This is a genomic window from Pseudomonas sp. ATCC 43928 (assembly GCF_005938665.2).
GTDB lineage: Bacteria > Pseudomonadota > Gammaproteobacteria > Pseudomonadales > Pseudomonadaceae > Aquipseudomonas.
On the sequence record NZ_CP041753.1, the window covers coordinates 4,422,951 to 4,443,437 of the forward strand.

The 20,487-nt window shown below is 62.4% G+C and carries 18 protein-coding genes; 13 read left to right on the forward strand and 5 right to left on the reverse strand.

What is annotated here, in order from left to right:
* Positions 1-6: 6 nt before the first annotated feature.
* The 7 genes from FFH90_RS20225 to FFH90_RS20260 all read left to right on the forward strand — a co-directional run bounded on the left by FFH90_RS20225 (position 7) and on the right by FFH90_RS20260 (position 7,398).
* Entirely contained in the window at positions 7-801 is a 795-nt protein-coding gene (locus FFH90_RS20225) for an ABC transporter permease (RefSeq protein WP_019580025.1), read from the forward strand.
* Between the two features lie 7 nt (positions 802-808).
* On the forward strand, positions 809-1,099 hold the full coding sequence (locus tag FFH90_RS20230) for a (2Fe-2S)-binding protein (RefSeq protein ID WP_018925441.1): 291 nt from the start codon (positions 809-811) through the stop codon (positions 1,097-1,099).
* Positions 1,096-2,451, forward strand: coding sequence for an NAD(P)/FAD-dependent oxidoreductase (locus FFH90_RS20235; RefSeq protein WP_138867933.1), 1,356 nt, complete (start codon positions 1,096-1,098; stop codon positions 2,449-2,451). The genes FFH90_RS20230 and FFH90_RS20235 overlap by 4 nt, the downstream gene beginning before the upstream one ends.
* Entirely contained in the window at positions 2,448-3,563 is a 1,116-nt protein-coding gene (locus FFH90_RS20240) for an FAD-binding oxidoreductase (protein WP_138867934.1), read from the forward strand. The genes FFH90_RS20235 and FFH90_RS20240 overlap by 4 nt, the downstream gene beginning before the upstream one ends.
* A gap of 18 nt (positions 3,564-3,581) precedes the next feature.
* Complete coding sequence (locus tag FFH90_RS20245) at positions 3,582-4,628, forward strand: ABC transporter substrate-binding protein (RefSeq protein WP_018925438.1); 1,047 nt, start codon at positions 3,582-3,584, stop codon at positions 4,626-4,628.
* A 256-nt stretch (positions 4,629-4,884) separates the two neighbouring features.
* On the forward strand, positions 4,885-6,012 hold the full coding sequence (gene zapE / locus FFH90_RS20255) for a cell division protein ZapE (RefSeq protein ID WP_064618881.1): 1,128 nt from the start codon (positions 4,885-4,887) through the stop codon (positions 6,010-6,012).
* Between the two features lie 81 nt (positions 6,013-6,093).
* A complete protein-coding gene (locus tag FFH90_RS20260) occupies positions 6,094-7,398 on the forward strand; it encodes a leucine-rich repeat-containing protein kinase family protein (protein WP_138867935.1) in 1,305 nt (434 codons plus the stop codon).
* Between the two features lie 68 nt (positions 7,399-7,466).
* Here the strand turns inward: FFH90_RS20260 and FFH90_RS20265 are convergent, their stop codons facing one another.
* Positions 7,467-8,171, reverse strand: a complete 705-nt coding sequence (locus FFH90_RS20265; protein WP_007940960.1) for a YebC/PmpR family DNA-binding transcriptional regulator — start codon at positions 8,169-8,171, stop codon at positions 7,467-7,469.
* Positions 8,172-8,403: 232 nt separating this feature from the next.
* Here FFH90_RS20265 and FFH90_RS20270 point away from each other — a divergent pair, with 232 nt between their 5' ends.
* Entirely contained in the window at positions 8,404-9,834 is a 1,431-nt protein-coding gene (locus tag FFH90_RS20270) for a type VI secretion system Vgr family protein (RefSeq protein WP_138867992.1), read from the forward strand.
* A 102-nt stretch (positions 9,835-9,936) separates the two neighbouring features.
* Here FFH90_RS20270 and FFH90_RS20275 read toward each other — a convergent pair whose 3' ends face one another.
* Positions 9,937-10,800 (reverse strand): LysR substrate-binding domain-containing protein, encoded by an 864-nt coding sequence (locus FFH90_RS20275; protein WP_138867936.1) that lies wholly within the window; start codon positions 10,798-10,800, stop codon positions 9,937-9,939.
* Positions 10,801-10,913: 113 nt separating this feature from the next.
* Between FFH90_RS20275 and FFH90_RS20280 the strand changes: the two genes are divergently transcribed.
* The 3 genes from FFH90_RS20280 (at position 10,914) to FFH90_RS20290 (ending at position 13,711) form a co-directional block, all read left to right on the forward strand.
* On the forward strand, positions 10,914-12,023 hold the full coding sequence (locus tag FFH90_RS20280; RefSeq protein ID WP_138867937.1) for a 2-aminoethylphosphonate--pyruvate transaminase: 1,110 nt from the start codon (positions 10,914-10,916) through the stop codon (positions 12,021-12,023).
* 118 nt (positions 12,024-12,141) lie between these two features.
* Positions 12,142-12,969, forward strand: coding sequence for a phosphonoacetaldehyde hydrolase (gene phnX, locus FFH90_RS20285; protein ID WP_138867938.1), 828 nt, complete (start codon positions 12,142-12,144; stop codon positions 12,967-12,969).
* Between the two features lie 193 nt (positions 12,970-13,162).
* Entirely contained in the window at positions 13,163-13,711 is a 549-nt protein-coding gene (locus FFH90_RS20290) for a cytochrome b (protein ID WP_018925431.1), read from the forward strand.
* Here FFH90_RS20290 and FFH90_RS20295 read toward each other — a convergent pair.
* Complete coding sequence (locus FFH90_RS20295; protein WP_138867939.1) at positions 13,708-14,640, reverse strand: 1-aminocyclopropane-1-carboxylate deaminase/D-cysteine desulfhydrase; 933 nt, start codon at positions 14,638-14,640, stop codon at positions 13,708-13,710. The two genes, FFH90_RS20290 and FFH90_RS20295, sit on opposite strands and share 4 nt — an antisense overlap.
* 202 nt (positions 14,641-14,842) lie before the next feature.
* Positions 14,843-16,882, reverse strand: coding sequence for an FAD-dependent oxidoreductase (locus FFH90_RS20300; RefSeq protein WP_138867940.1), 2,040 nt, complete (start codon positions 16,880-16,882; stop codon positions 14,843-14,845).
* Positions 16,883-17,090: 208 nt separating this feature from the next.
* Here FFH90_RS20300 and FFH90_RS20305 point away from each other — a divergent pair, with 208 nt between their 5' ends.
* Together FFH90_RS20305 and FFH90_RS20310 are read left to right on the forward strand one after the other, a co-directional pair.
* Complete coding sequence (locus FFH90_RS20305; RefSeq protein ID WP_018925428.1) at positions 17,091-18,221, forward strand: carbon-nitrogen hydrolase family protein; 1,131 nt, start codon at positions 17,091-17,093, stop codon at positions 18,219-18,221.
* Between the two features lie 3 nt (positions 18,222-18,224).
* Entirely contained in the window at positions 18,225-19,310 is a 1,086-nt protein-coding gene (locus FFH90_RS20310; protein ID WP_138867941.1) for an AraC family transcriptional regulator, read from the forward strand.
* A 291-nt stretch (positions 19,311-19,601) separates the two neighbouring features.
* Here the strand turns inward: FFH90_RS20310 and FFH90_RS20315 are convergent, their stop codons facing one another.
* Positions 19,602-20,465 (reverse strand): DUF2242 domain-containing protein, encoded by an 864-nt coding sequence (locus FFH90_RS20315; RefSeq protein WP_111454102.1) that lies wholly within the window; start codon positions 20,463-20,465, stop codon positions 19,602-19,604.
* Between the last annotated feature and the right edge of the window lie 22 nt (positions 20,466-20,487).

The window sequence follows — 20,487 nt, forward strand, 5'->3', positions numbered from 1 at the left end:
TTCGTCATGTCCAGAAACGGTCCTTTCGCCCTGCTGTTCCATGCCCTGGTGGTGCTGTTCATGCTCGCGCCGCTGGTGGTGGTGTGCCTCGTCGCCTTCACCCCGGAAAACACCCTGAGCCTGCCGACCACGGATTTCTCCCTGCGCTGGTTCCGCGCCGTGTTCGAACGTGCGGACTTTGTCGATGCGTTCTACAACAGCCTGATCCTGGCCTTCAGCGCGGCCAGTCTGGCGACGCTGATTGCGGTGCCGGCGGCGCTGGCGATCACCCGCTTCGAGTTCCCCGGACGGGACTTTTTCAACGCCCTGTTCCTGTCGCCGATCATCATTCCGCACCTGGTGCTGGGGGTGGCGTTGCTGCGCCTGTTTGCGCTGATGGGCGTCAACGGCAGCTTCGCCTGGCTGATCTTCGCCCATGTGCTGGTGATCACACCGTATGTGTTGCGGCTGGTATTGGCGTCGGCCATCGGCCTGGACCGCAGCGCCGAACACGCCGCGCAATCCTTGGGTGCCGGACGCTTCACGCTGTTCCGGCAAATCACCTTGCCGATGATTCTGCCGGGGGTCGCCGGTGGCTGGCTGCTGGCGTTCATCAACAGTTTTGACGAGGTCACGTTGTCGATCTTCGTCACCTCGCCGGCCACGCAAACCTTGCCGGTGCGCATGTACGTGTACGCCACCGAATCCATCGATCCGATGATGGCGGCGGTGTCGGCCCTGGTGATCGCGCTGACCGCGCTGACGATGATTCTGCTCGATCGGGTCTACGGCCTGGATCGGGTTCTGGTGGGTAAACAATGAGGGCGCCATGGCTCTGCTGAAACGACTGGCCGAAGGCGACCGCCCGGCCCTGGACTTTACCCTCGACGGCGTGCCTGCCAGTGGCCTGCTCGGCGACACCCTGCTGACCGCCGTGCTGACCTGCAGCGAACACCTGCGCGGCAGCGACTTCAGCGCCGAACCCCGCGCCGGCTTCTGCCTGATGGGCGCCTGCCAGGACTGCTGGGTACGCCTGGGCGATGGCCGCCGGGTGCGGGCCTGCTCGACGCAGCTTGAAGCCGGCCAGCAGGTCAGCCGCGAACCGGGGCGCTCGGTATGAACGCGGTGGTGATCATCGGCGCCGGCCCCGCCGGGATTCGTGCGGCGCAGACGCTGGTGGCGCATGGCGTGCGCCCGGTTCTGCTGGACGAAGCCGCACGCGGTGGCGGGCAGATTTATCGGCGGCAACCGGCGAACTTCAAGCGCTCGCCCGTCAAGTTGTATGGCTTCGAAGCCCCCAAGGCCAACGCGCTGCATCAAACCATCGACGCACTGCGTGAACAACTCGATTACCGCCCCGACACGCTGGTATGGAACGCCGAGGCCAACGCACTCGACACCTTGCACGATGGCCGCGCCATACGCGTGGCGTTCTCCCGGGTGATTGTCGCCACGGGTGCCACCGACCGGATTCTGCCGGTGCCGGGCTGGACGTTGCCGGGGGTGTACAGCCTCGGCGCGGCGCAGATCGCCTTGAAGTTTCAGGGCTGCGCCATTGGTGAACGCGTGGTATTCGCCGGCAGCGGACCGTTGCTGTACCTGGTGGCGTATCAATACGCCAAGGCCGGTGCCAACGTGGTCGCGGTGCTCGACAGTTCGCCGTTCAGCGCTCAGGCCCGCGCCCTGCCCGGTCTGTTGTCACAACCGGCTACCCTCGCCAAAGGCCTCTATTACCGCACCTGGCTGACCGCCCACGGCATCCCGGTGCATCAGGGCGCCAGCCTGTCAGGCATCGATGGCCAACAGCGTGTGCAATCGCTGATCTGGCGCAACGCAAAAGGCCAACATCGAATCGACTGCGACGCCGTCGCCTTCGCCCATGGTCTGCGCAGCGAAACCCAACTCGCCGACCTGCTGGGCTGCGAATTCACCTGGAACCCGCTCAACCGCGCCTGGCTGCCACAGCGCGATAGCGCCGGGCGCAGCAGTGTCGCCGAGGTGTACCTGGCGGGTGACGGCGCCGGCATCATGGGCGCCGACGCGGCGGAAATGGCTGGCGAACGGGCAGCCCTGGCGCTGCTCGAAGACAGCGGTTACCTGCTCCCGCCGCAACGTGCCACCCAGCTGGAACAGTCGCTGAAAGCAATCGGCAGATTCCGCCAGGGCCTTGAGCGTGCCTTTGCCTTCCCCGAAAGCTGGGCCACCGACGCTGCGGATGACCTGATGATCTGTCGCTGCGAAGAAGTACGCGCCGGCGACATCCGCCAGGTGGTGCGCGAAGGTCATTGGGAGATCAACCGGGTCAAGGCCCACTGCCGGATCGGCATGGGTCGCTGTCAGGGCCGGATGTGCGGGGCCGCCGCCGCGGAAATCATTGCCTGCGAAAGTCAGCGTTCAGTAGCCGACATCGGTCGGTTGCGGGCTCAGGCACCGATCAAACCCTTGCCGTTCGGTCTGGAGGTCGAGCCATGATCGAAGTCGAGGCAGTCATCATTGGCGGCGGCATTGTCGGGGCCTCCGCCGCCCTGTTTCTGAGCAAGGCTGGCCGACGCGTGGCGCTGCTGGAACGGGATTTTTGTGGTTCGCATTCCAGCGGCGTGAACTATGGCGGCGTGCGTCGTCAGGGCCGGCCGCTGTCGCAATTGCCGTTGTCGCAACGGGCCCACGAAATCTGGGGACAGCTGCCGCAATTGATCGGCATCGACGGTGAGTACCAGCGCAGCGGTCACTTGAAACTCGCCCGCAGTCTCAACGATTTACGAGCGTTGCAGGATTACGCCGCCAGCAGCCAGGGGTTCGGCCTTGATTTGCAGCTGTTTGATCGCGATGAGTTGCGCGCACGTTTTCCGTGGGTCGGAGACGTCGCGGTCGGTGCTTCGCTGTGCCCGGACGATGGCCACGCCAACCCGCGCCTGGTGTCTCCGGCGTTTGCCCAAGCGGCACGTCGGCATGGCGCGCAGGTGCATGAGCAATGCGCAGTCACGGCGGTGGAACACAATGGTCAGCGCTTTCGCGTCAGCACTCAATCCGGCCTCGAACTGCGCGCACCCTGGCTGCTGAACTGCGCCGGCGCCTGGGCCGGCAACCTTGCAGCGCAATTCGGTGAAGCGGTGCCGATGCATGCCGGGCACCCGGCGATGCTGGTCACCGAGCCGTTGCCGCTGGTGATGAATGCCAGCACCGGCGTCGAAGGCGGCGGCATCTATGCCCGTCAGGTCGCGCGGGGCAATTGTGTGTTGGGCGGCGGCCAGGGCTTTGCCCTTGATGGTGCCCGCGCCCGACCTGGCCAGAGCGCGGTGATCGAGATCCTGCGTCAGGCCGTCGAGCTCTACCCGTTTCTTGAAGGCGCCCAGGCGATTCGTACCTGGAGCGGCACCGAAGGTTATCTGCCCGATCGTCAACCGGTGATCGGTCACAGCAGCATGCAACCCGGTCTGTTGCACGCATTCGGCTTTGCCGGCGCGGGCTTTCAGATCGGGCCTGCGGTGGGCCAGGCGCTCACCGAGATCATCTGTAGCGGCGCGTCAAAGACGCCGCTGGATGCGTTTTCCATCACCCGGTTTCACTCCATCTCCGTAGCTTGATAGAGGAAGGTCGCGCCAATGAATAATCTCAAACGCACTGCACTGCTCGGTTTGTCCTGCATGAGCGCCCTGCTCACGGTCACTCAGGCCCACGCCGAACCGACGCTTTACCTGGGCATGAACGGCGGGACCATGGAGCGGCTCTACGCCGACAAGGTGCTGCCGGCTTTCGAGAAGGCCAATAACGTCAAAGTGGTGATTGTGCCGGGGACCTCGGCCGATATTCTGGCCAAGGTCCAGGCCAGCAAAGGCAACCCGCAATTGCACGTGATGTTCCTCGACGACGGCATCATGTACCGCGCCATTGCCATGGGCCTGTGCGACAAACTCGAAGACAGCCCGACCCTGGCGCAGATTCCGCCCAAGGGCCGCATCAAGGATCAAGCGGTGGCGGTCAGCCTCGGCGTTACCGGGTTGGCGTACAACACGCGGCTGTTCAAGGAAAAGGGCTGGAACGCGCCGACCTCCTGGATGGACATGGCCGATCCGCGCTTCAAGGACAAACTGGTGTTCCAGTCGATGGCCTCCTCGACCTTCGGCCTGCACGGTTTCCTGATGTTCAACCGGATTCAGGGCGGCAGCGAGACTAACGTCGAACCGGGGTTCAAGGCCTGGCCGAACACCGTCGGGCGCAACGTGCTGGAGTACATTCCGAGCTCGGCGAAAATCTCCGAAATGCTCCAGACCGATGAAGCGGCGCTGTTCCCGCTGACCCCGACCCAGGTCACCGCACTGAAACTCAAGGGTATGCCGGTGGAATATGCGCAGCCGAAGGAAGGCTCGGTGGTGCTCAACGTGGCCGAATGCGCCATCGCCAACAACACCCAGCCAGAACTGGCGCAGAAACTCGCGGCCTTCTTGCTGACGCCTGCCGCACAGGCTGCGGCGCTTGAAGACGGCGATCAGATTCCGTCGAACCCGAATACGCCAACCACCGACAAGACCCGCGGTCAGGTCGAGGCAATGAAACACTATCTGGAAACGGCGATTGCCATCGATTGGGATCAGGTCAACGAACAGCGTCCGACGTGGAATGACCGGTGGAATCGCAGTATCGAGCGCTAACCTCGAAGATCAGGTGAGAGGGCTTTTGTGGCACGGGAGCTTGCCTGTGGCGAGGGAGCTTGCTCCCGTTGAACTGCGCAGCAGTTCCTTTTTTGGGGCCGCTTCGCAGCCCAACGGGAGCAAGCTCCCTCGCCACAAAAGCCTTCTCGACACAAAAGCTTGGTCGGCAGCAGTGGAAGGGAAATTACCCACTTGGTTAAACTACGCCGCTGCGGCTCAGGGGGAGCCGGCCTGAAGATTACGGGGTGACATCACATTGGCCGTACGACCGCCCAACCGTCCGCAACTCACACCACGCTGGTCCGCGCTACGCCGTTTTTTCGGCAAGGCATTCGCGGCGCCATCCAGTGGCAGCGCGCAAGGCCGGGTGATCCACGACTACTTCCGCCACAAGGCCCATGTTCAGGGCTACACCCTCAGCCACAGCCAGTTGCGCGTGATCGACTGCATGGCGCAGCGCGCGTCGGCGCTGCCGGGGTCATCGGCGCCACTCCCCGGACTTTACCTCCATGGTGCGGTCGGGCGCGGCAAGAGCTGGCTGCTCGACGGTTTTTTCCAGGCCATCCCCGCCACGGCAAAACAGCGCCTGCACTTCCATGAGTTTTTTGCGCAGTTGCACCAGGGCATGTTCAGCCATCGCGATCAGCCCGATGCGCTGGCAACCACCCTCGACGAACTGCTGCAAGACTGCCGGGTGCTGTGTTTCGATGAATTCCACGTGCATGACATCGGCGATGCGATGCTCATCACGCGGTTGTTCAAGGCGCTGTTTCGCCGGGGGATTCTGCTGCTGGTGACCTCAAACTACCCGCCGGAAGGTTTACTGCCCAACCCGCTTTACCATGCCCGTTTCAAACCGGTGATCGACCTGATCAACACGCGCATGCAGGTGATGGAAGTCGGCGGCCCCCATGATTACCGCAGTCAGGCGCGACCCCGTGCGCAGCAGCTGTTTACCCAGGGCCAGTACGTCTGGCCGGCCACGGTGAGCCAGCGTCAGGCGCTGCACCTGCTCGAACACGACGCACCGCCCATTCGGCTGCCCGTCGGGACACGACACCTTCAAGCCCGATACTGCGAAGGGCGAACCATTGGCTTCACCTTCGCCGACTTGTGCGAACACCCCACCGCCGTCATGGACTACCTGGAACTGTGCCGTCGCTTCGACCGCTGGATCATCGACAAACTGCCCAGCCTCGCCGGCTGTTCAATCGCCGCCCAGCAACGCTTCATCAACCTGATCGACGTCTTGTACGACCAGGACAAACACCTGATTCTGCTCGGCCACCAGTCATTGCGCGAATGCCTGGATGGCGATGCCATCGACCTGGCGCGCACGCGCAGCCGGCTGGGGCAGTTACTGGAAGTCAGGGAACTCGCCTGACAGCCACCACCACTTTCCCGCTATCATGTCGCCCATTTCCAGGCCCCAGCGCCTTCCTTCAGATCAATAGCGAACCTGCCTATGCACACCCTCGCACAACTGCGCGCCGGCCAACTGTCGGGTATCACCCGCCTGGACCTGGTCTGTGGCCTGACCGAATTCCCCCGGGAAATCTTCGACCTGGCGGACTCGCTGGAAGTGCTCAACCTCAGCGGCAACGCCTTGCGCAGCCTGCCGGACGATCTGCACCGCCTGACCCGTTTGCGCGTGCTGTTCTGCTCGGACAATCAGTTCACCGAACTGCCCGCCTGCCTCGGCCAGTGTACGGCGCTGACAATGATCGGTTTCAAGGCCAACGCCATCGAACACGTGCCGGCCGCCGCCCTGCCGCCGCTGTTGCGCTGGCTGATCCTGACCGACAACCGCATCACGGATCTGCCAACCGAACTGGGCGAGCGCCCGTACCTGCAAAAACTCATGCTCGCCGGTAACCGCTTACAGCGTTTGCCCGAGAGCCTGAGCCACTGTCATCGACTTGAACTGATCCGCATTGCCGCCAATCAGCTCACCGAGCTTCCCGAATGGCTGCTGACCCTGCCGGGCCTGACCTGGCTGGCGTACGCCGGTAACCCATTGGAAACCGAAGCCGATGCGGCCGCACTTGAAGCCACGACGAGCATTCCCTGGTCCGAGCTGAGCCTGGAGCAGAAACTCGGCGAAGGCGCGTCGGGGGTCATTCATCAGGCGCTGTGGGAGCAGACAAAACAGGTCGCGGTAAAACTCTACAAAGGCGAGATGACCAGCGACGGCTCGCCGTTGCACGAAATGAACGCCTGCATCACCGCCGGCATCCACCCTAACCTGATCCGGGTCGAAGGGCGGATCGTCGGGCACCCACAGGCGCAAGCCGGGCTGGTGATGCAACTGATCGATCCGAGCTACCGCAACCTGGCCAGCCTGCCGAGCCTGGCGTCCTGCTCCCGCGACATCTATGCCGACGACACCCGGTTCAGCGCCGGCGTGGCAATGCGCATCGCCAGTGGCATCGCCTCGGTGGCCGAACACCTGCACCGTCAAGGCATCACCCACGGCGACCTCTATGGCCACAACATTCTGTGGAACGAGCATGGCGATTGTCTGTTGGGGGATTTTGGTGCGGCATCTTTCCATGCCACCTCGGACAGCCTTGAAAGCCGCGCGCTGCAACGGATCGAGGTACGGGCGTTCGGGATTTTGCTGGGAGAATTGCTGGAGCGGATCGACTCAGGGTTGAGCGCTGAACAGCGGGTCGCGTTAGAGGATTTACAGCAGCGCTGCTGTCAGCCGGATGTGTTGGCGCGGCCGGGGTTCAGTGAGGTGGTGCGGGAGATGGCCGCGTTCAACTAGCAGCAAATATAGAACCTGTGGCGAGGGAGCTCCCTCACCACAGGTTAAATCACAACGGTCAGAACCGCTTAACCCGCCAACCCGACAAACATGTCCTGCACGTCATCGTGGTTATCGAGGCCTTCGAGGAACGCTTCAACTTCTGCCATCTGCTCGTCGCTCAAGCCGCTCACCGGGTTCTTCGGTTGATAACCCAACTTGGCCGACAACACGGTGAAGCCTTGCTCCGGCAGCGCTTTCTGTACCGCATCCAGGTCCGCAGGGTCGGTCAGGAACAGCGTCGCGCCGTCTTCGCCCGGCTCGAAATCCTGGGCGCCGGCTTCGATCGCGGCCATTTCCGGATCGGCGTCAGGGCTGTCCGGGGACGCCTCGATCATGCCGACGTGGTTGAAGTCCCAGGCCACCGAACCGGAAGCGCCCAACTGGCCCTTGCGGAACGCCACGCGGATTTCAGCGACGGTGCGGTTGATGTTGTCAGTCACGCATTCAACGATCAGCGGCACCTGATGCGGTGCGAACCCTTCATACGTCACGCGATGGTATTGCACGGTTTCGCCGAGCTGGCCGGAGCCTTTCTTGATCGCGCGTTCCAGGGTTTCGCGAGGCATCGAGGCTTTTTTCGCCTGTTCGACCACCAGACGCAGGTGTGCGTTGGTGGCGGTATCGGCACCGTTGCGCGCAGCAATGGTGATTTCCTTCACCAGTTTGCCGAAGATCTTGCCCTTGGCGTTGGCTGCCGCTTCTTTGTGTTTAACCTTCCACTGTGCGCCCATTACTCACTCTCTTGATCTGTGGCGCCGAGACATCTATTGGCCGACGCGTAGCGCAAGTTTATACGGCCTAAAGATGCCAATCGACCAAAAAATTCCAACATCTTCAGCCCACGACGGGTCGACATCTTCACCAGCGTTTGTAGGGCGATTCTGAAAAGTCGATTTGCGGTGACGCTTCAGGGCTATGGTTTCGTACCCTCTGCGCCCGTTCTCCAAGGCAGAAGCGCGCTCGATGCACAACGACAAGGAAAGCCCCTACACCCTGACACTCCTCGACGGCGGTCTGAGTTTGCAGGTGTTGCAGTTCAATGGCCGCGAGGGCCTCAACCAGCCCTATCGATTCGACATCGAGGTGATCGGCCTCACGCCGGCGATGAACCTGGATCGGTTGCTGCAACAGCCGGCGTTCCTGAGGCTGTCGGCTGATCAGGGCATTCACGGCGTGATCCACAGCGTCAGCCGCGAACATCGCGGCCCGTATCGGGTCGGCTACTCACTGGTGCTGGCGCCCCATCTGCAACGACTTCAGTTGCACAGCTCGCGTCGGGTTTTTCATCGTCTCAGCGTGCCGGCAATCATGCGTCAGTTGCTGGAAAAGCATCAGCTGCCCGAGCACAGCTATCGCTTCGACCTGACCTGCGGCCACTACCCGCTGCGGCCCTTTTGCATTCAGTACGATGAGAGCGATCTGGCCTTCATGCAGCGGCTGTGTGAAGAAGAAGGCATCCACTTCCACTTCGAACATCAGCACGACGGGCACGTGCTGGTCCTGGCCGATGACAGCCTGAGTTTCCCGCAGGAACCGCTGCTGATGCCGTTCCATGCCGACGTGTTCAACGACCCGCTCTTGCCGGCGATCAGCGAACTGTTCCAGCGCCATGACCCGGACCCCGCCCCGGCACAATGGGATGCCAGAAACCGCGGCGCGCACGTGATCGGCGACGGCGCGGCCAACCACCCGCTCACCGGAACGGGCCCGGTTACGGCAAGACCTGCGCCCGAACAGCTTCATCGCGAACAGCTGGGCCGCCGCTCGCTGGAACGCCTGCGTTGCCAGCACCGGCAGATCCACGGCCAAAGCACCCTGAACGAGCTGCGCAGCGGACGAATCGTACAAGTGGCGCAGCACCCGCTCTCGAGCTTCAACGATCAGTGGCTGCTCACCAACATCCAGCACCAGGGGCAGCAGCCGTCGATTCTCGCCGAGGACAAGCCCGGCCATGACATGGCCGGGCGCTACAGCAATCGCTTCACCGCCATTCCCTGGTCAACGGTATTCAGGCCGGCGCTCAAACAGGTCAGGCCGAGCATCCCGGGCTATCAGACCGCCCGGGTGCTGGGCCCCGTCGGGCAGCTGGCAGCGCTCGACGAGCAAGGCCGAATACAGGTCTGCTTGTGGCCGAAACCGGGGTTCGAGGCGGATGAGTCCGTTGGGCTCTGGCTACCGGTCGCCCTCGCAGCACCGGACGGTCGGATCGATCCGTCCAGGCTGCCCTTGGCCGGCACCGAAGTGTTGGTCAGTTTTCTCGACAGCGACCCGGACCGACCGGTGTTGTGTGCCGGCATGAGCCACCTCCAGCCTTCCCGGCCCGCTCCCGAACCACGCCGCGATGCGCATCTGCTGCTCGACTGGCTGATCAACCGCTCGGATCCCATGCCGTGATTTTACCGGGCCGCTCCCACAGGAATTTATGCTGGCCGCCAACCTTGTGTACGACGCAAAACCTGTGGGAGCGTGGCTTGCCCGCGATAGCCGCGCCGCGGTCTACCCGACGGGCGCCAACCCAAAAAACGCCTGTATCAAGCGCAAATCCCGCCGCCGTTCCATACAACCGATCATGTGCCGATTGACCAGCCCCTCGCCAATGATCGGCACCGCCGCCACCCGTGGGTCGTGGCTGACTTCCACCGACGACACCACGCCCACGCCCAACTCGGCGGCCACTGCCTCGGTCACGGCCTCGCGACTGTCCAGTTCCAGCAACACCCGCGGATTGACCCCGGCCTGAACGCACGCCTCGTCGAACGTGCGCCGGGTAATCGAACTCGGCTCGCGCAGCACCATGATCACCTGATCCAGCGCCTTGAGCGGCAGCCCTTGCGACTGCTGCGCCCACGGATGGCCCGCGGGCACCAACGCGCAAATCCTCGACTCGCTCAACCCTTGCAGATGCAACCCTTTGCGCGGCTCCACTTCGGTCAGCACCGCCACGTCGGCATGCTCCGACAGCAACGCCGCGAGGGTTTCCTGGGCATTGCCCAACCGCAGGTTCACGGTGATCCCCGGATAACGCGCACGCAGGCTGGCGAGCATCGGCATGACCATGTGCGGGCCATCCGCCGCCACTTCCAGGCGCCCGGTGAGTAGCTGCCGGTTGGCCTCCAGCATCGCCTGCGCTTCTTCGGCCAGGCCGAACATTGCCCGGGTGATCGCCGCGAGCCTGGTGCCCTCTTCCGTCAACTCGACCCGCCGCGCGGTGCGGCGCAGCAAGGTGATCTGGTAGTGCTCCTCCAGCGCCTTGATGTGCCCGGTGACCGCCGGTTGGCTGATGAACAGGCGCGCTGCGGCACGGGTGAAACTGCCCTCGCGGGCCACGGCATCGAAGGCACGCAGCTGGAACAGATTCATGAATAACTCTCACTGATGGCTGGCATAACAACAAACAATTTGATTGATAGCACGCCGAATTGCAATTTATGCCCCGTAGTTTCATCCCACTGAGCTTTTGCAAGGACACAAGAATGCGTACTGCCGAGCCCATCCTGCTCACCCCCGGCCCATTGACCACATCGCAACGTACCCGTCAGGCGATGATGGTCGACTGGGGTTCATGGGATGACCGCTTCAACCAATTGACCGCCAGCCTGTGCGAGCAATTGCTGGCGATCATCAACGGCGGCGACAGCCACCACTGCGTGCCCCTGCAAGGCAGCGGCACGTTCGCGGTCGAAGCGGCGATCGGCACGCTGGTGCCCCGGGACGGCAAAGTCCTGGTGCTGATCAACGGCGCCTACGGCAAACGCCTGGCGAAGATCTGCGAAGTGCTTGGCCGTTCGTTCAGCACCTTCGAAACCGCCGAAGACGAACCGATCACCACCGCCGACGTCGACCGCCTGCTGCAGGCCGACGCCAGCATCACCCACGTCGCCTTGATTCACTGCGAAACCAGCACCGGCATCCTCAACCCGCTGGCGGAAATCGCCCACGTCATCGAGCAGCACGGCAAACGCCTGATCATCGACGCCATGAGCTCGTTTGGCGCCCTGCCGATCGATGCGCAACAGGTGCCGTTCGACGCCCTGATCGCCGCCTCGGGCAAATGCCTGGAGGGCGTGCCGGGGATGGGTTTCGTCTTCGCTCGCAAAGAAGCGCTGGCGAACGCCGCCGGCAACTCGCACTCGCTGGCGATGGACTTGTTCGATCAGCACAGCTACATGGCCAAGACCGGTCAATGGCGTTTCACCCCGCCGACCCACGTGGTCGCGGCGCTGCACGAAGCCTTGCTGCAATACAACGAAGAAGGTGGTTTGCCGGCGCGGCATCAACGCTACACCAACAACTGCCAGGTGCTGCTCAATGACATGGCCAAACTGGGCCTGCGCAGCTTCCTGCCCGCCGCGATCCAGGCGCCGATCATCGTCACCTTCCACGCGCCGAAAGACCCGCGCTATCAGTTCAAGAAATTCTACGAACGGGTCAAGGCCAAGGGTTTCATCCTCTACCCCGGCAAACTGACCCAGGTCGAAACCTTCCGGGTCGGCTGCATCGGCCACGTCAACCAGGCCGAAATGCACGCAGCGGTGGCGGCCGTGGCCGAGGTGCTGCGCGAGATGGAAGTCATCGAAATCTAAACCACCACTGTTCCCTGTAGGAGCGAGGCTTGCCCGCGAATGCAGACGACACGGTGCGTCAGTTAAACCCTGTAATCGTTCTTCGCGGGCAAGCCTCGCTCCTACAGAGATCAGAGACATGAACTATGTAAACCCAACCAAACTGCAAGCCGCCATCCTCGACTGGGCCGGCACCGTGGTCGACTTCGGCTCCATCGCCCCGACGCAGATTTTCGTCGAAGCCTTCGCCGAGTTCGACGTCCAGGTTTCCATCGAAGAAGCCCGTGGGCCGATGGGCATGGGCAAGTGGGACCACATCCGCACCCTGTGCGATCAGCCACCAGTTGCCGAGCGTTATCGCCAGGTGTTCGGCCGCACGCCGACCGACGACGACGTCACCGCCATCTACCAACGTTTCATGCCGCTGCAGATCGAAAAAATCGCCGAACACTCGGCACTGATTCCGGGCGCCCTGGACACCATCACCAACCTGCGTCAGCAAGGGATCAAGATCGGCTCGTGCTCCGGCTACCCGAAACAAGTCATGGACAAAGTGGTGGAACTGGCCGCCACCAACGGCTACGTCGCCGATCACGTGGTCGCCACTGACGAAGTGCCCAACGGCCGCCCATGGCCCGCTCAGGCCCTGGCCAATGTGATTGCGCTGGGCATCGACGACGTCGCGGCCTGCGTGAAGATCGACGACACGGTGCCGGGCATTCTCGAAGGTCGCCGTGCCGGCATGTGGACCGTGGCGTTGATCTGCTCCGGTAACGCGCTGGGTCTGGACTACGAAGGTTATCGCGCGCTAAGCAGCGATAAACTGGCCAGCGAACGCAAGCGCATTCATGCCCTGTTCGAAGGCTCGCGACCGCACTACATGATCGACACCATCACCGATTTGCCCGAGGTGATCGCCGACATCAACAAGCGCCTGGCCAACGGCGAGATGCCGCAAGCCAACTGATCGCACCCCCTCGCCTCATAATAAAAGCGCCAGTTCCTTGGATGGAACTGGCGCTTTTTTGTGGTCGATCACTTGATTTAGAGCATTGAGCGGCCCATTTGCCTCGGGCAAATCCTGCGAAACAGGATTACAGTTAGTGCACGCCGTCGAACAAGAACGGTGACTTCAGACCAGAATTGTGAGGAAACACCGTATGCCCTGGAAGAATTCCGAATCACGCTACAGCACCGTATCGATCGCGCTGCACTGGTTGATGCTGGTTCTGTTAATACTGGTCTACGCCTGTATCGAATTTCGCGGGATCTTTCCCAAAGGCAGTGGCGGCCGAACGCTGATCAAGGAAGCGCACTTCATGCTCGGCCTGACCGTGTTCGTGCTGGTCTGGTTGCGGCTGTTCGCCCGCAGCCTGGGGCCGGCACCGCAGATATTCCCCGCCTCCCCTCGCTGGCAAACCGTGGTTGCCAGGCTGATGCATTGGGCACTGTATATTTTCATGATCACCGTGCCGGTTCTGGGTTGGCTGACTACCAGCGCCGAGGGGCATCGGGTGATGTTCTATGGCGTCGACTTGCCATTGCTGATCGAAGAAAACAAACCGCTGGCCAAGCAGTTCCAAGGCTGGCATGAGCTCGGCGCCACCATCGGTTATTGGCTGATCGGGTTGCACGCGGTGGCCGGGATTTACCACCACTATGTGGTGCGCGATAACACCTTGCTGCGGATGATGCCCAAACGCGGTTAATCGCGACCGCTTTGCTCGAAACCCCGGCGGCCCTGCAGGCCGCCGGTGTGGATGAAGATCAGGCGCGTGCCTTGGGGAAATTTACCAGCTTCGACTTGTTGCTTGAGAGCCATGAGCGCTTTGCCGGTGTACAGCGGCTCGAAAAGAATGCCGCTGGCCTGTTCGGTCTGCTCGATGAATGCAAGCAGCTGCGGATCGACTTTGGCAAAACCGCCACGGCTGGCGTCCAGTAGTTCATACAAGGGATCGACCCAACCGGCTTCCCGCCCGATCATCTCGACCTGCTGCGCCACGCCATGATCATCGGGCACCGCCAGCGCGCCATACACCGGGTGTTCACCCGCCTCGGCCAGCACCAGACCGGCCAGGGTCGTGCCCGTTCCGCAGGCCAGCCACCAGCCGTCGTAATGGCTCCAGCCCAGACCACTCAGTTGCTCGCGGGCCTGCGTCACCAGCTGCATGCAGCCCTTCGCCCCACGCAAGCCACCACCACCTTCCGGCACCGGTTGCAGCTCGGGATACTGCGCCCGCCACGGCTGCCAGAAACCCGGCTCATGCCGCGCTCGATAACCGCCATAACCCAGCCAGTGCAACTGCATGCCGAACGCCTGCAAGTCCTTTACTGTCGGGGTGTCTTGCGGATGCCCGCGCAGCAAACCGACCGTGATGAACCCGAAGCGCTTGCCTGCGGCGGCCAATGCGTGGAGATGGTTGGAGTGAGCACCACCCAGGCTGATGATGCCTTGGGCGCCGTTCTGGTCGGTGGCTTTCAGGTGTTCGATGAGTTTGAACCACTTGTTGCCGCTGATCAGCGGGTCGATCTGGTCCAGACGCAGGATGGCGACGTCGATGCCGGCGGTGGCGAGCCATTCGAGGTGAAGGGGTTCGAGGGGGGCTTGGGGGAGCCAGTCTGTTGGAGGGGAAAGCATTGATGCGTTACGTTCTGACGAAAAACAGGAGTCTATCAGCCAGCACGAACCCTGTAGCAGCTGCCGAAGGCTGCGTTCGGCTGCGAAGCAGTCGTCAATCCTGACACTTCGGTTTATCTGGAATACCGCGATGGCTGATTTTGCGACTGCTGCGCAGCCGAACGCAGGCTGCGCCAGCTGCTACAAGGGATAGCTGCGAACGTTAGAGTTCAGCCGCCAACCGCGACCCCTGGTTGATCGCACGCTTGGCATCCAGCTCCGCCGCCACGTCCGCGCCGCCGATCAAGTGCACGTTCTGCCCGGCCGCAACCAGACCGTCGTGCAACTCACGCAATGGATCCTGCCCGGCGCAGATCACGATGTTGTCCACCGGCAGCACCTGCGGTTCGCCGCTTTCGCCGATGCGGATGTGCAGGCCTTCGTCGTCGATCTTCAGGTACTCGACGCTGTTGAGCATTTGCACCTTTTTGTTCTTCAGACCGGTGCGGTGAATCCAGCCGGTGGTCTTGCCCAGGCCATCACCGACCTTGGAGGTCTTGCGTTGCAGCAGGAATACTTCGCGGGCCGGCGCATGCGGCGCAGCCTTGATGCCCGCGACACCGCCACGCGCTTCAAGGTGCGTATCGATACCCCACTCCTTCCAGAACGCGTCGCGGTCCTGACTGGTGGCCACGCCTTCGTGCACGAGGAATTCCGACACGTCGAAACCGATACCGCCAGCGCCGATTACCGCGACGCGTTTGCCCACCGGTTTACGCTCGAGGATCACGTCCAGGTAGCTCAGCACCTTGGCGTGCTCGACACCCGGAATCGCCGGCACCCGCGGCGCGATGCCGGTAGCGAGGATGATTTCGTCGTAACCGCCCTCGACCAGCTGCGCCACGTCCACACGGGTGTTCAGGCACAGCTCGACGTTGCTGGTCTGCAACTTGCGGTTGAAGTAGCGCAGGGTTTCGAAGAACTCTTCCTTGCCCGGCACGCGCTTGGCGATGTTGAACTGGCCGCCGATTTCGCTGGCCGAATCGAACAGCGTCACCTGATGACCGCGCTCGGCCGCCACGGTGGCGGCGGACAGCCCCGCGGGACCGGCGCCAACCACGGCGATTTTCTTGATCTGCTGCACCGGCAGGTAATTGAGTTCGGTTTCATGGCAGGCCCGCGGGTTCACCAGGCAACTGGTCAACTTGCCGCCAAACGTGTGATCCAGGCAAGCCTGGTTGCAACCGATGCAGGTATTGATTTCATCGGCACGGCCGGCCGCCGCCTTGTTGACGAAGTCCGGGTCGGCGAGGAACGGCCGCGCCATCGACACCATGTCGGCATCGCCTTCGGCCAGGATCTGCTCGGCGACTTCCGGGGTGTTGATGCGGTTAGTGGTGATCAGCGGAATACTCACCGAACCACGCAGTTTCGCCGTGACCTTGCTGAACGCTGCACGCGGCACCTTGGTGGCAATGGTCGGAATCCGCGCTTCGTGCCAGCCGATGCCGGTGTTGATGATGGTCGCGCCCGCCTGCTCGATGGCCTTGGCCAACTGCACGATTTCTTCCCAGGTGCTGCCGCCTTCCACCAGGTCGAGCATCGACAGGCGGAAGATAATGATGAAGTTCGGGCCGACCGCTTCGCGCACCCGACGGACGATTTCCACCGGCAGGCGCATGCGGTTTTCGTAGACACCTCCCCAGCGGTCAGTGCGATGGTTGGTGTGGGCCACGAGGAACTGGTTAATGAAATAACCTTCGGAACCCATGATCTCGACGCCGTCGTACTCGGCTTTTTGCGCCAGGGTCGAGCAGGTAACGAAATCGCTGATCTGCTTCTCGATGCCTTCCTCGTCCAGCTCTTTAGGCTTGAACGGGTTGATCGGCGCCTGGATCGCGCTCGGCGCCACCTGTTTCGGGCTGTAGGCATAACGCCCGGCATGCAGGATCTGCATGCAGATCTTGCCGCCCGCCTCGTGCACCGCGCGGGTGACGATCCGGTGTTTGAGCGCTTCTTCATCGGAGGTCAGCTTGGCCGCGCCCGAGTAAACCCCACCCTCATCGTTCGGGCCGATACCGCCAGTGACCATCAGGCCTACGCCGCCACGGGCACGTTCGGCAAAGTACGCGGCCATGCGCTCGAAACCGCCGGGTTTTTCCTCGAGGCCCGTGTGCATCGAACCCATCAGGGTACGGTTGCGCAACGTGGTAAAACCCAGGTCCAGCGGGGCCAACAGGTGCGGGTAATGAGCGGCGGCCATCGGTAACTCCACAACGAGCGATCACGGAAAATTTGCAGAAGCTCTTCGGCCCCCGTCAGTCATGTTCGACAGACTAAGAGTCGCACCGCTGTCACTCAATGACCGTAACTGACAACTTATTGATCCAAATGCGCAGCGCCCCTTGGCAAGCGCTGGCATGGGCCCTACCCTAGTCGCGAACCCTGCACACGGCCGCTGACTGTTTTCCATGCGCAAACTTCTGTACCTGACCCTCTCCATGGCGTTGATCGCCGTTCTGACGACCTACGCGATGTGGGCCGCGGACCGTCCGGTGGGTCATTACCTGTCGGACCTGCGCATCAATCTTGCGGTCGATCAGGGCACGCCCGCCGATCGTGGCAATCTGCTGGGCATCCAGCCCGAACTGTTCCCCACCGACTATCAAAGCCCTGAACGCCTGCACCGCAAGCTCGCGGCCTATTTGCAGAAGGCCCAGGACCAGGGCCTGCTGAATGAAAAAACCATCGTCGTACTGCCTGAACATGTCGGCACCTGGCTGATGGTCAGCGGCGAGAAAGACGAGCTGTACCAGGCCACCACCCTCAAGGAAGCCATGAACTGGCTGGCGGTGAGCAACCCGCTGCAGTTCATCCGCGCCCTGATCAGCGCCGAAGGCAGCAACCGTCTCGACGACGCGCACTTGCGGATGAAAGCCAAACGCATGGCCAAGGATTACCAGGCGCTGTTCGGTGGCCTGGCGAAAGAATTCCACGTGACCCTGGTGGCCGGTTCCATCGTGCTGCCCGAGCCGAGCGTCAGCGACGGCACCCTGCACATCGGTCGCGGCGCGCTGTACAACAGCAGCGTGGTGTTCGGTCGCGACGGCCTGCCAATCGGCCAGCCCCAGCGACAAGTGCACCCGACATTCGCTGGACGTGGCACGCTCCAAGGCAATTCCGATCATCCGGTCAACGTCGTCGACACCCCGGCCGGACGCCTCGGCGTGCTGATCGGCAGCGACAGCTGGTACCCCGACAACTACCGCAAACTTGACGCCCAAGGCGCGCAACTGGTGGCGGTCCCGGCGTTCGTCGTCGGGCGTGGGTCCTGGGATCAACCATGGCGCGGCTATAGAGGCCTGCCCGCGCCGGGCTCTGTCAGCCTCAAGGCCGGCGAACTCAGCGAAGGTCAGGCCTGGCAGCGGCTGACGCTGACCGCCCAACCACCGGCCAGCCAGAGCATCGCCGGCATGAGTGTGTTCCTGCGCGGTCAGTTCTGGGACAAGAGCAGCGCCGGTCAAAGCTTCCTCAGCAGCAACGGGCAGCATTTCGCCGACAGCGATGCCCGCGGCGCGCAATTGCTGAACCTCTGGTTGTAAGCGATGAAACCGCAGCCGATGCGCCTCGGGGATCTGTCGGTGGGCTTCGTCCATAGCCTGGCCGACGCCGTGCGCAGCCATGGCCTGGACCCACAACCGTTGCTGGAACAGTACGGCCTCGACGCCGCGCGACTGGCCGAAGCCGGCGCCCGCCTGTCGATCCCGCGCTACATGCGCCTGGGCCACGGCGCTATTCAACTGACCGACGACCCGGCGCTGGGTTTGCGCATGGGCCAGCTCAGTCGCCTGAGCCAGGCCGGCTTGGCCGGCGTCACCGCCGCCCAGGCTCCCACCGTGCGCGAAGCGGCGCGCTGCCTGATTCGTTTCGAAGCGCTGTACGGCTCCAACTATCGCGGCCAGTCGAGCTTTCACGAAGACGCCCAAGGCGCCTGGCTGCGGTTCTATTCGATCAGCCCCTACAACGCCTACAACCGCTTCGTGGTGGATTCGATCATCGCTGGCTGGTTGCAGCAATTGTCCAGCGTGAGCCCTGCCCCACTGCGCGCCGAACGAATCGAGATCGAATTTGACGCACCGGATTACCGTGAGGCCTATGCCGTACTCGGCGACTGTCCGATTCAGTTTGGCGCCGAACAGAATCAACTGCGCCTGGGCCTGGACAGCCTCGCCCAGCGCAACCCGGAGCACTGCCCGAGCACCTGGCGGCACCTGCTGCAACTGTGTGAACGGGAACTTGAGCAACTGACACGCACCCGCAGCCTGCGTGAACGCATCACTCAGTTGCTGGGCCCGTTGCTCAATGGTGGCCGGGAACCCGACCTGGAAGAAGTGGCGGCACGCCTGAAGCTGCCAACCTGGACCTTGCGCCGCAAACTCACCGAGGAAGGCACGCAATTTCGTGCAATTCTCAACGATACACGTCGTGACCTGGCCATGACCTACATCCGCGACACTGAACTGGCGTTCGGCGAAATCGCCTATCTTCTGGGGTTTGCCTCAGCCGAAGCCTTTCAGCGCGCTTTCAAACGCTGGAACGGCCAGACGCCCGGCGAGTTTCGCCGCAGTCAGCGTAATTACAGCTCGGTAGCGTCTTCGGCCGGTTCCAGCGGGTCCAGTTCAAAGGCCTGATACTCGAGCAGTTCTTCTTGATAATCGTCCATTATTAAACCCCCATCGCTTGTTGAAAAAATCGCTTGAATAAATGACCAACGCCTTGAGCATAAAGTGCCCGCATGAAAGAAAAATGACGCGGGCACGACACTACGTCGCTACTGAATAAAACGTAGCAGGTGGTCAGGAATTTATCACTGGATTTTTCGACACGGACTGTGGGAATACAGCCCGACTTGATGTGGATCAGTCTTGAAGGACGTTACGGGAGCGGTATCGTCTGACCCGCCCCCATAACAAGCAAGCCCATTACTGGCCGGAGACAGGTATCGCCGAAATCGGCTCGGTCGGCGGCGGCAGCGTGCTCGAGTCCGCTACTGGAGTGACCGTTTCCGTGGACGACGTCGGCTCGGTGCTCTTGGCCGGGGTAATCGGCGCTGTTTCAGCAGGCGGCACAACAGGCTCCGAAGTGGCAGGCGCGGCGGCAGGTGCGGGCTCGGCTGCCGGCGCTGGTGCAGGTGCAGGTGCAGGTGCAGGTTCTGCCGCCGGTGCCGGGGTTGGCGCCAACTGAGCGGGGGCAGCCTTGGCTTCAGGCATTCCCAGTTCGGTTTTCGGCTTCTCGATAATGTGCGCGGCCTTCTTCGCTTCCGGCGGCAGGAACAGTTCGACCAGGGTAAAGAAACGCTCGTAGAACTTGGCCGAGGACACGGTTTCACTGGCGACCTTGACCATCGAATCATCGGACGAGCCGATCGGCATCGATACCGAGCCCAATACGCCGACGCCGAGGCTGGCGGAGTTGTTGGTCTTTTTCAGCGCATATCGGTCCTGCAGGGCGTTGGCAAACATGGTCGCATGGTGCCCCTCGCTGCCGTCATCGGCACAAACCACACTGAAGCTGATCTCCATATGGGTTTCGCCGGTCTGCTGGAAGCTCTTGTGCCCACTGACCAGTTTCGGATCGCTGCTGGTGATGATGTAACCCTGGCTAAGCAAGGCCCGACGGGCGGCTTCGCAGGTTTGCGCATCGGTCACCGGGTAGCTGCGCGAAAACGTTCCCGAGTCGTCGAAGTTCTCATGCTCATAGATGGCGGCCTTCTTCGACGAACAACCGGCAGCGGCGGCCAGCACCAAGGCCAGCCCTACAACACGCATGGGAATTGATTTAAACATTGAACATCCTGAGGAAAACGGT

Excerpts from the sequence above, each read along its gene's own strand:
- FFH90_RS20280 (WP_138867937.1), top strand. The coding sequence starts at position 10,914 with ATGCGTACTGCCGAGCCCATCCTGCTCACCCCCGGCCCATTGACCACA.
- FFH90_RS20295 (WP_138867939.1), bottom strand. The coding sequence starts at position 14,640 with ATGCTTTCCCCTCCAACAGACTGGCTCCCCCAAGCCCCCCTCGAACCC.
- FFH90_RS20315 (WP_111454102.1), bottom strand. The coding sequence starts at position 20,465 with ATGTTTAAATCAATTCCCATGCGTGTTGTAGGGCTGGCCTTGGTGCTG.
- FFH90_RS20230 (WP_018925441.1), top strand. The coding sequence starts at position 809 with ATGGCTCTGCTGAAACGACTGGCCGAAGGCGACCGCCCGGCCCTGGAC.
- FFH90_RS20310 (WP_138867941.1), top strand. The coding sequence starts at position 18,225 with ATGAAACCGCAGCCGATGCGCCTCGGGGATCTGTCGGTGGGCTTCGTC.
- FFH90_RS20300 (WP_138867940.1), bottom strand. The coding sequence starts at position 16,882 with ATGGCCGCCGCTCATTACCCGCACCTGTTGGCCCCGCTGGACCTGGGT.
- FFH90_RS20290 (WP_018925431.1), top strand. The coding sequence starts at position 13,163 with ATGCCCTGGAAGAATTCCGAATCACGCTACAGCACCGTATCGATCGCG.
- FFH90_RS20240 (WP_138867934.1), top strand. The coding sequence starts at position 2,448 with ATGATCGAAGTCGAGGCAGTCATCATTGGCGGCGGCATTGTCGGGGCC.
- FFH90_RS20235 (WP_138867933.1), top strand. The coding sequence starts at position 1,096 with ATGAACGCGGTGGTGATCATCGGCGCCGGCCCCGCCGGGATTCGTGCG.
- FFH90_RS20245 (WP_018925438.1), top strand. The coding sequence starts at position 3,582 with ATGAATAATCTCAAACGCACTGCACTGCTCGGTTTGTCCTGCATGAGC.
- FFH90_RS20275 (WP_138867936.1), bottom strand. The coding sequence starts at position 10,800 with ATGAATCTGTTCCAGCTGCGTGCCTTCGATGCCGTGGCCCGCGAGGGC.
- FFH90_RS20265 (WP_007940960.1), bottom strand. The coding sequence starts at position 8,171 with ATGGGCGCACAGTGGAAGGTTAAACACAAAGAAGCGGCAGCCAACGCC.
- FFH90_RS20305 (WP_018925428.1), top strand. The coding sequence starts at position 17,091 with ATGCGCAAACTTCTGTACCTGACCCTCTCCATGGCGTTGATCGCCGTT.
- FFH90_RS20270 (WP_138867992.1), top strand. The coding sequence starts at position 8,404 with ATGCACAACGACAAGGAAAGCCCCTACACCCTGACACTCCTCGACGGC.
- phnX (WP_138867938.1), top strand. The coding sequence starts at position 12,142 with ATGAACTATGTAAACCCAACCAAACTGCAAGCCGCCATCCTCGACTGG.
- FFH90_RS20225 (WP_019580025.1), top strand. The coding sequence starts at position 7 with ATGTCCAGAAACGGTCCTTTCGCCCTGCTGTTCCATGCCCTGGTGGTG.
- FFH90_RS20260 (WP_138867935.1), top strand. The coding sequence starts at position 6,094 with ATGCACACCCTCGCACAACTGCGCGCCGGCCAACTGTCGGGTATCACC.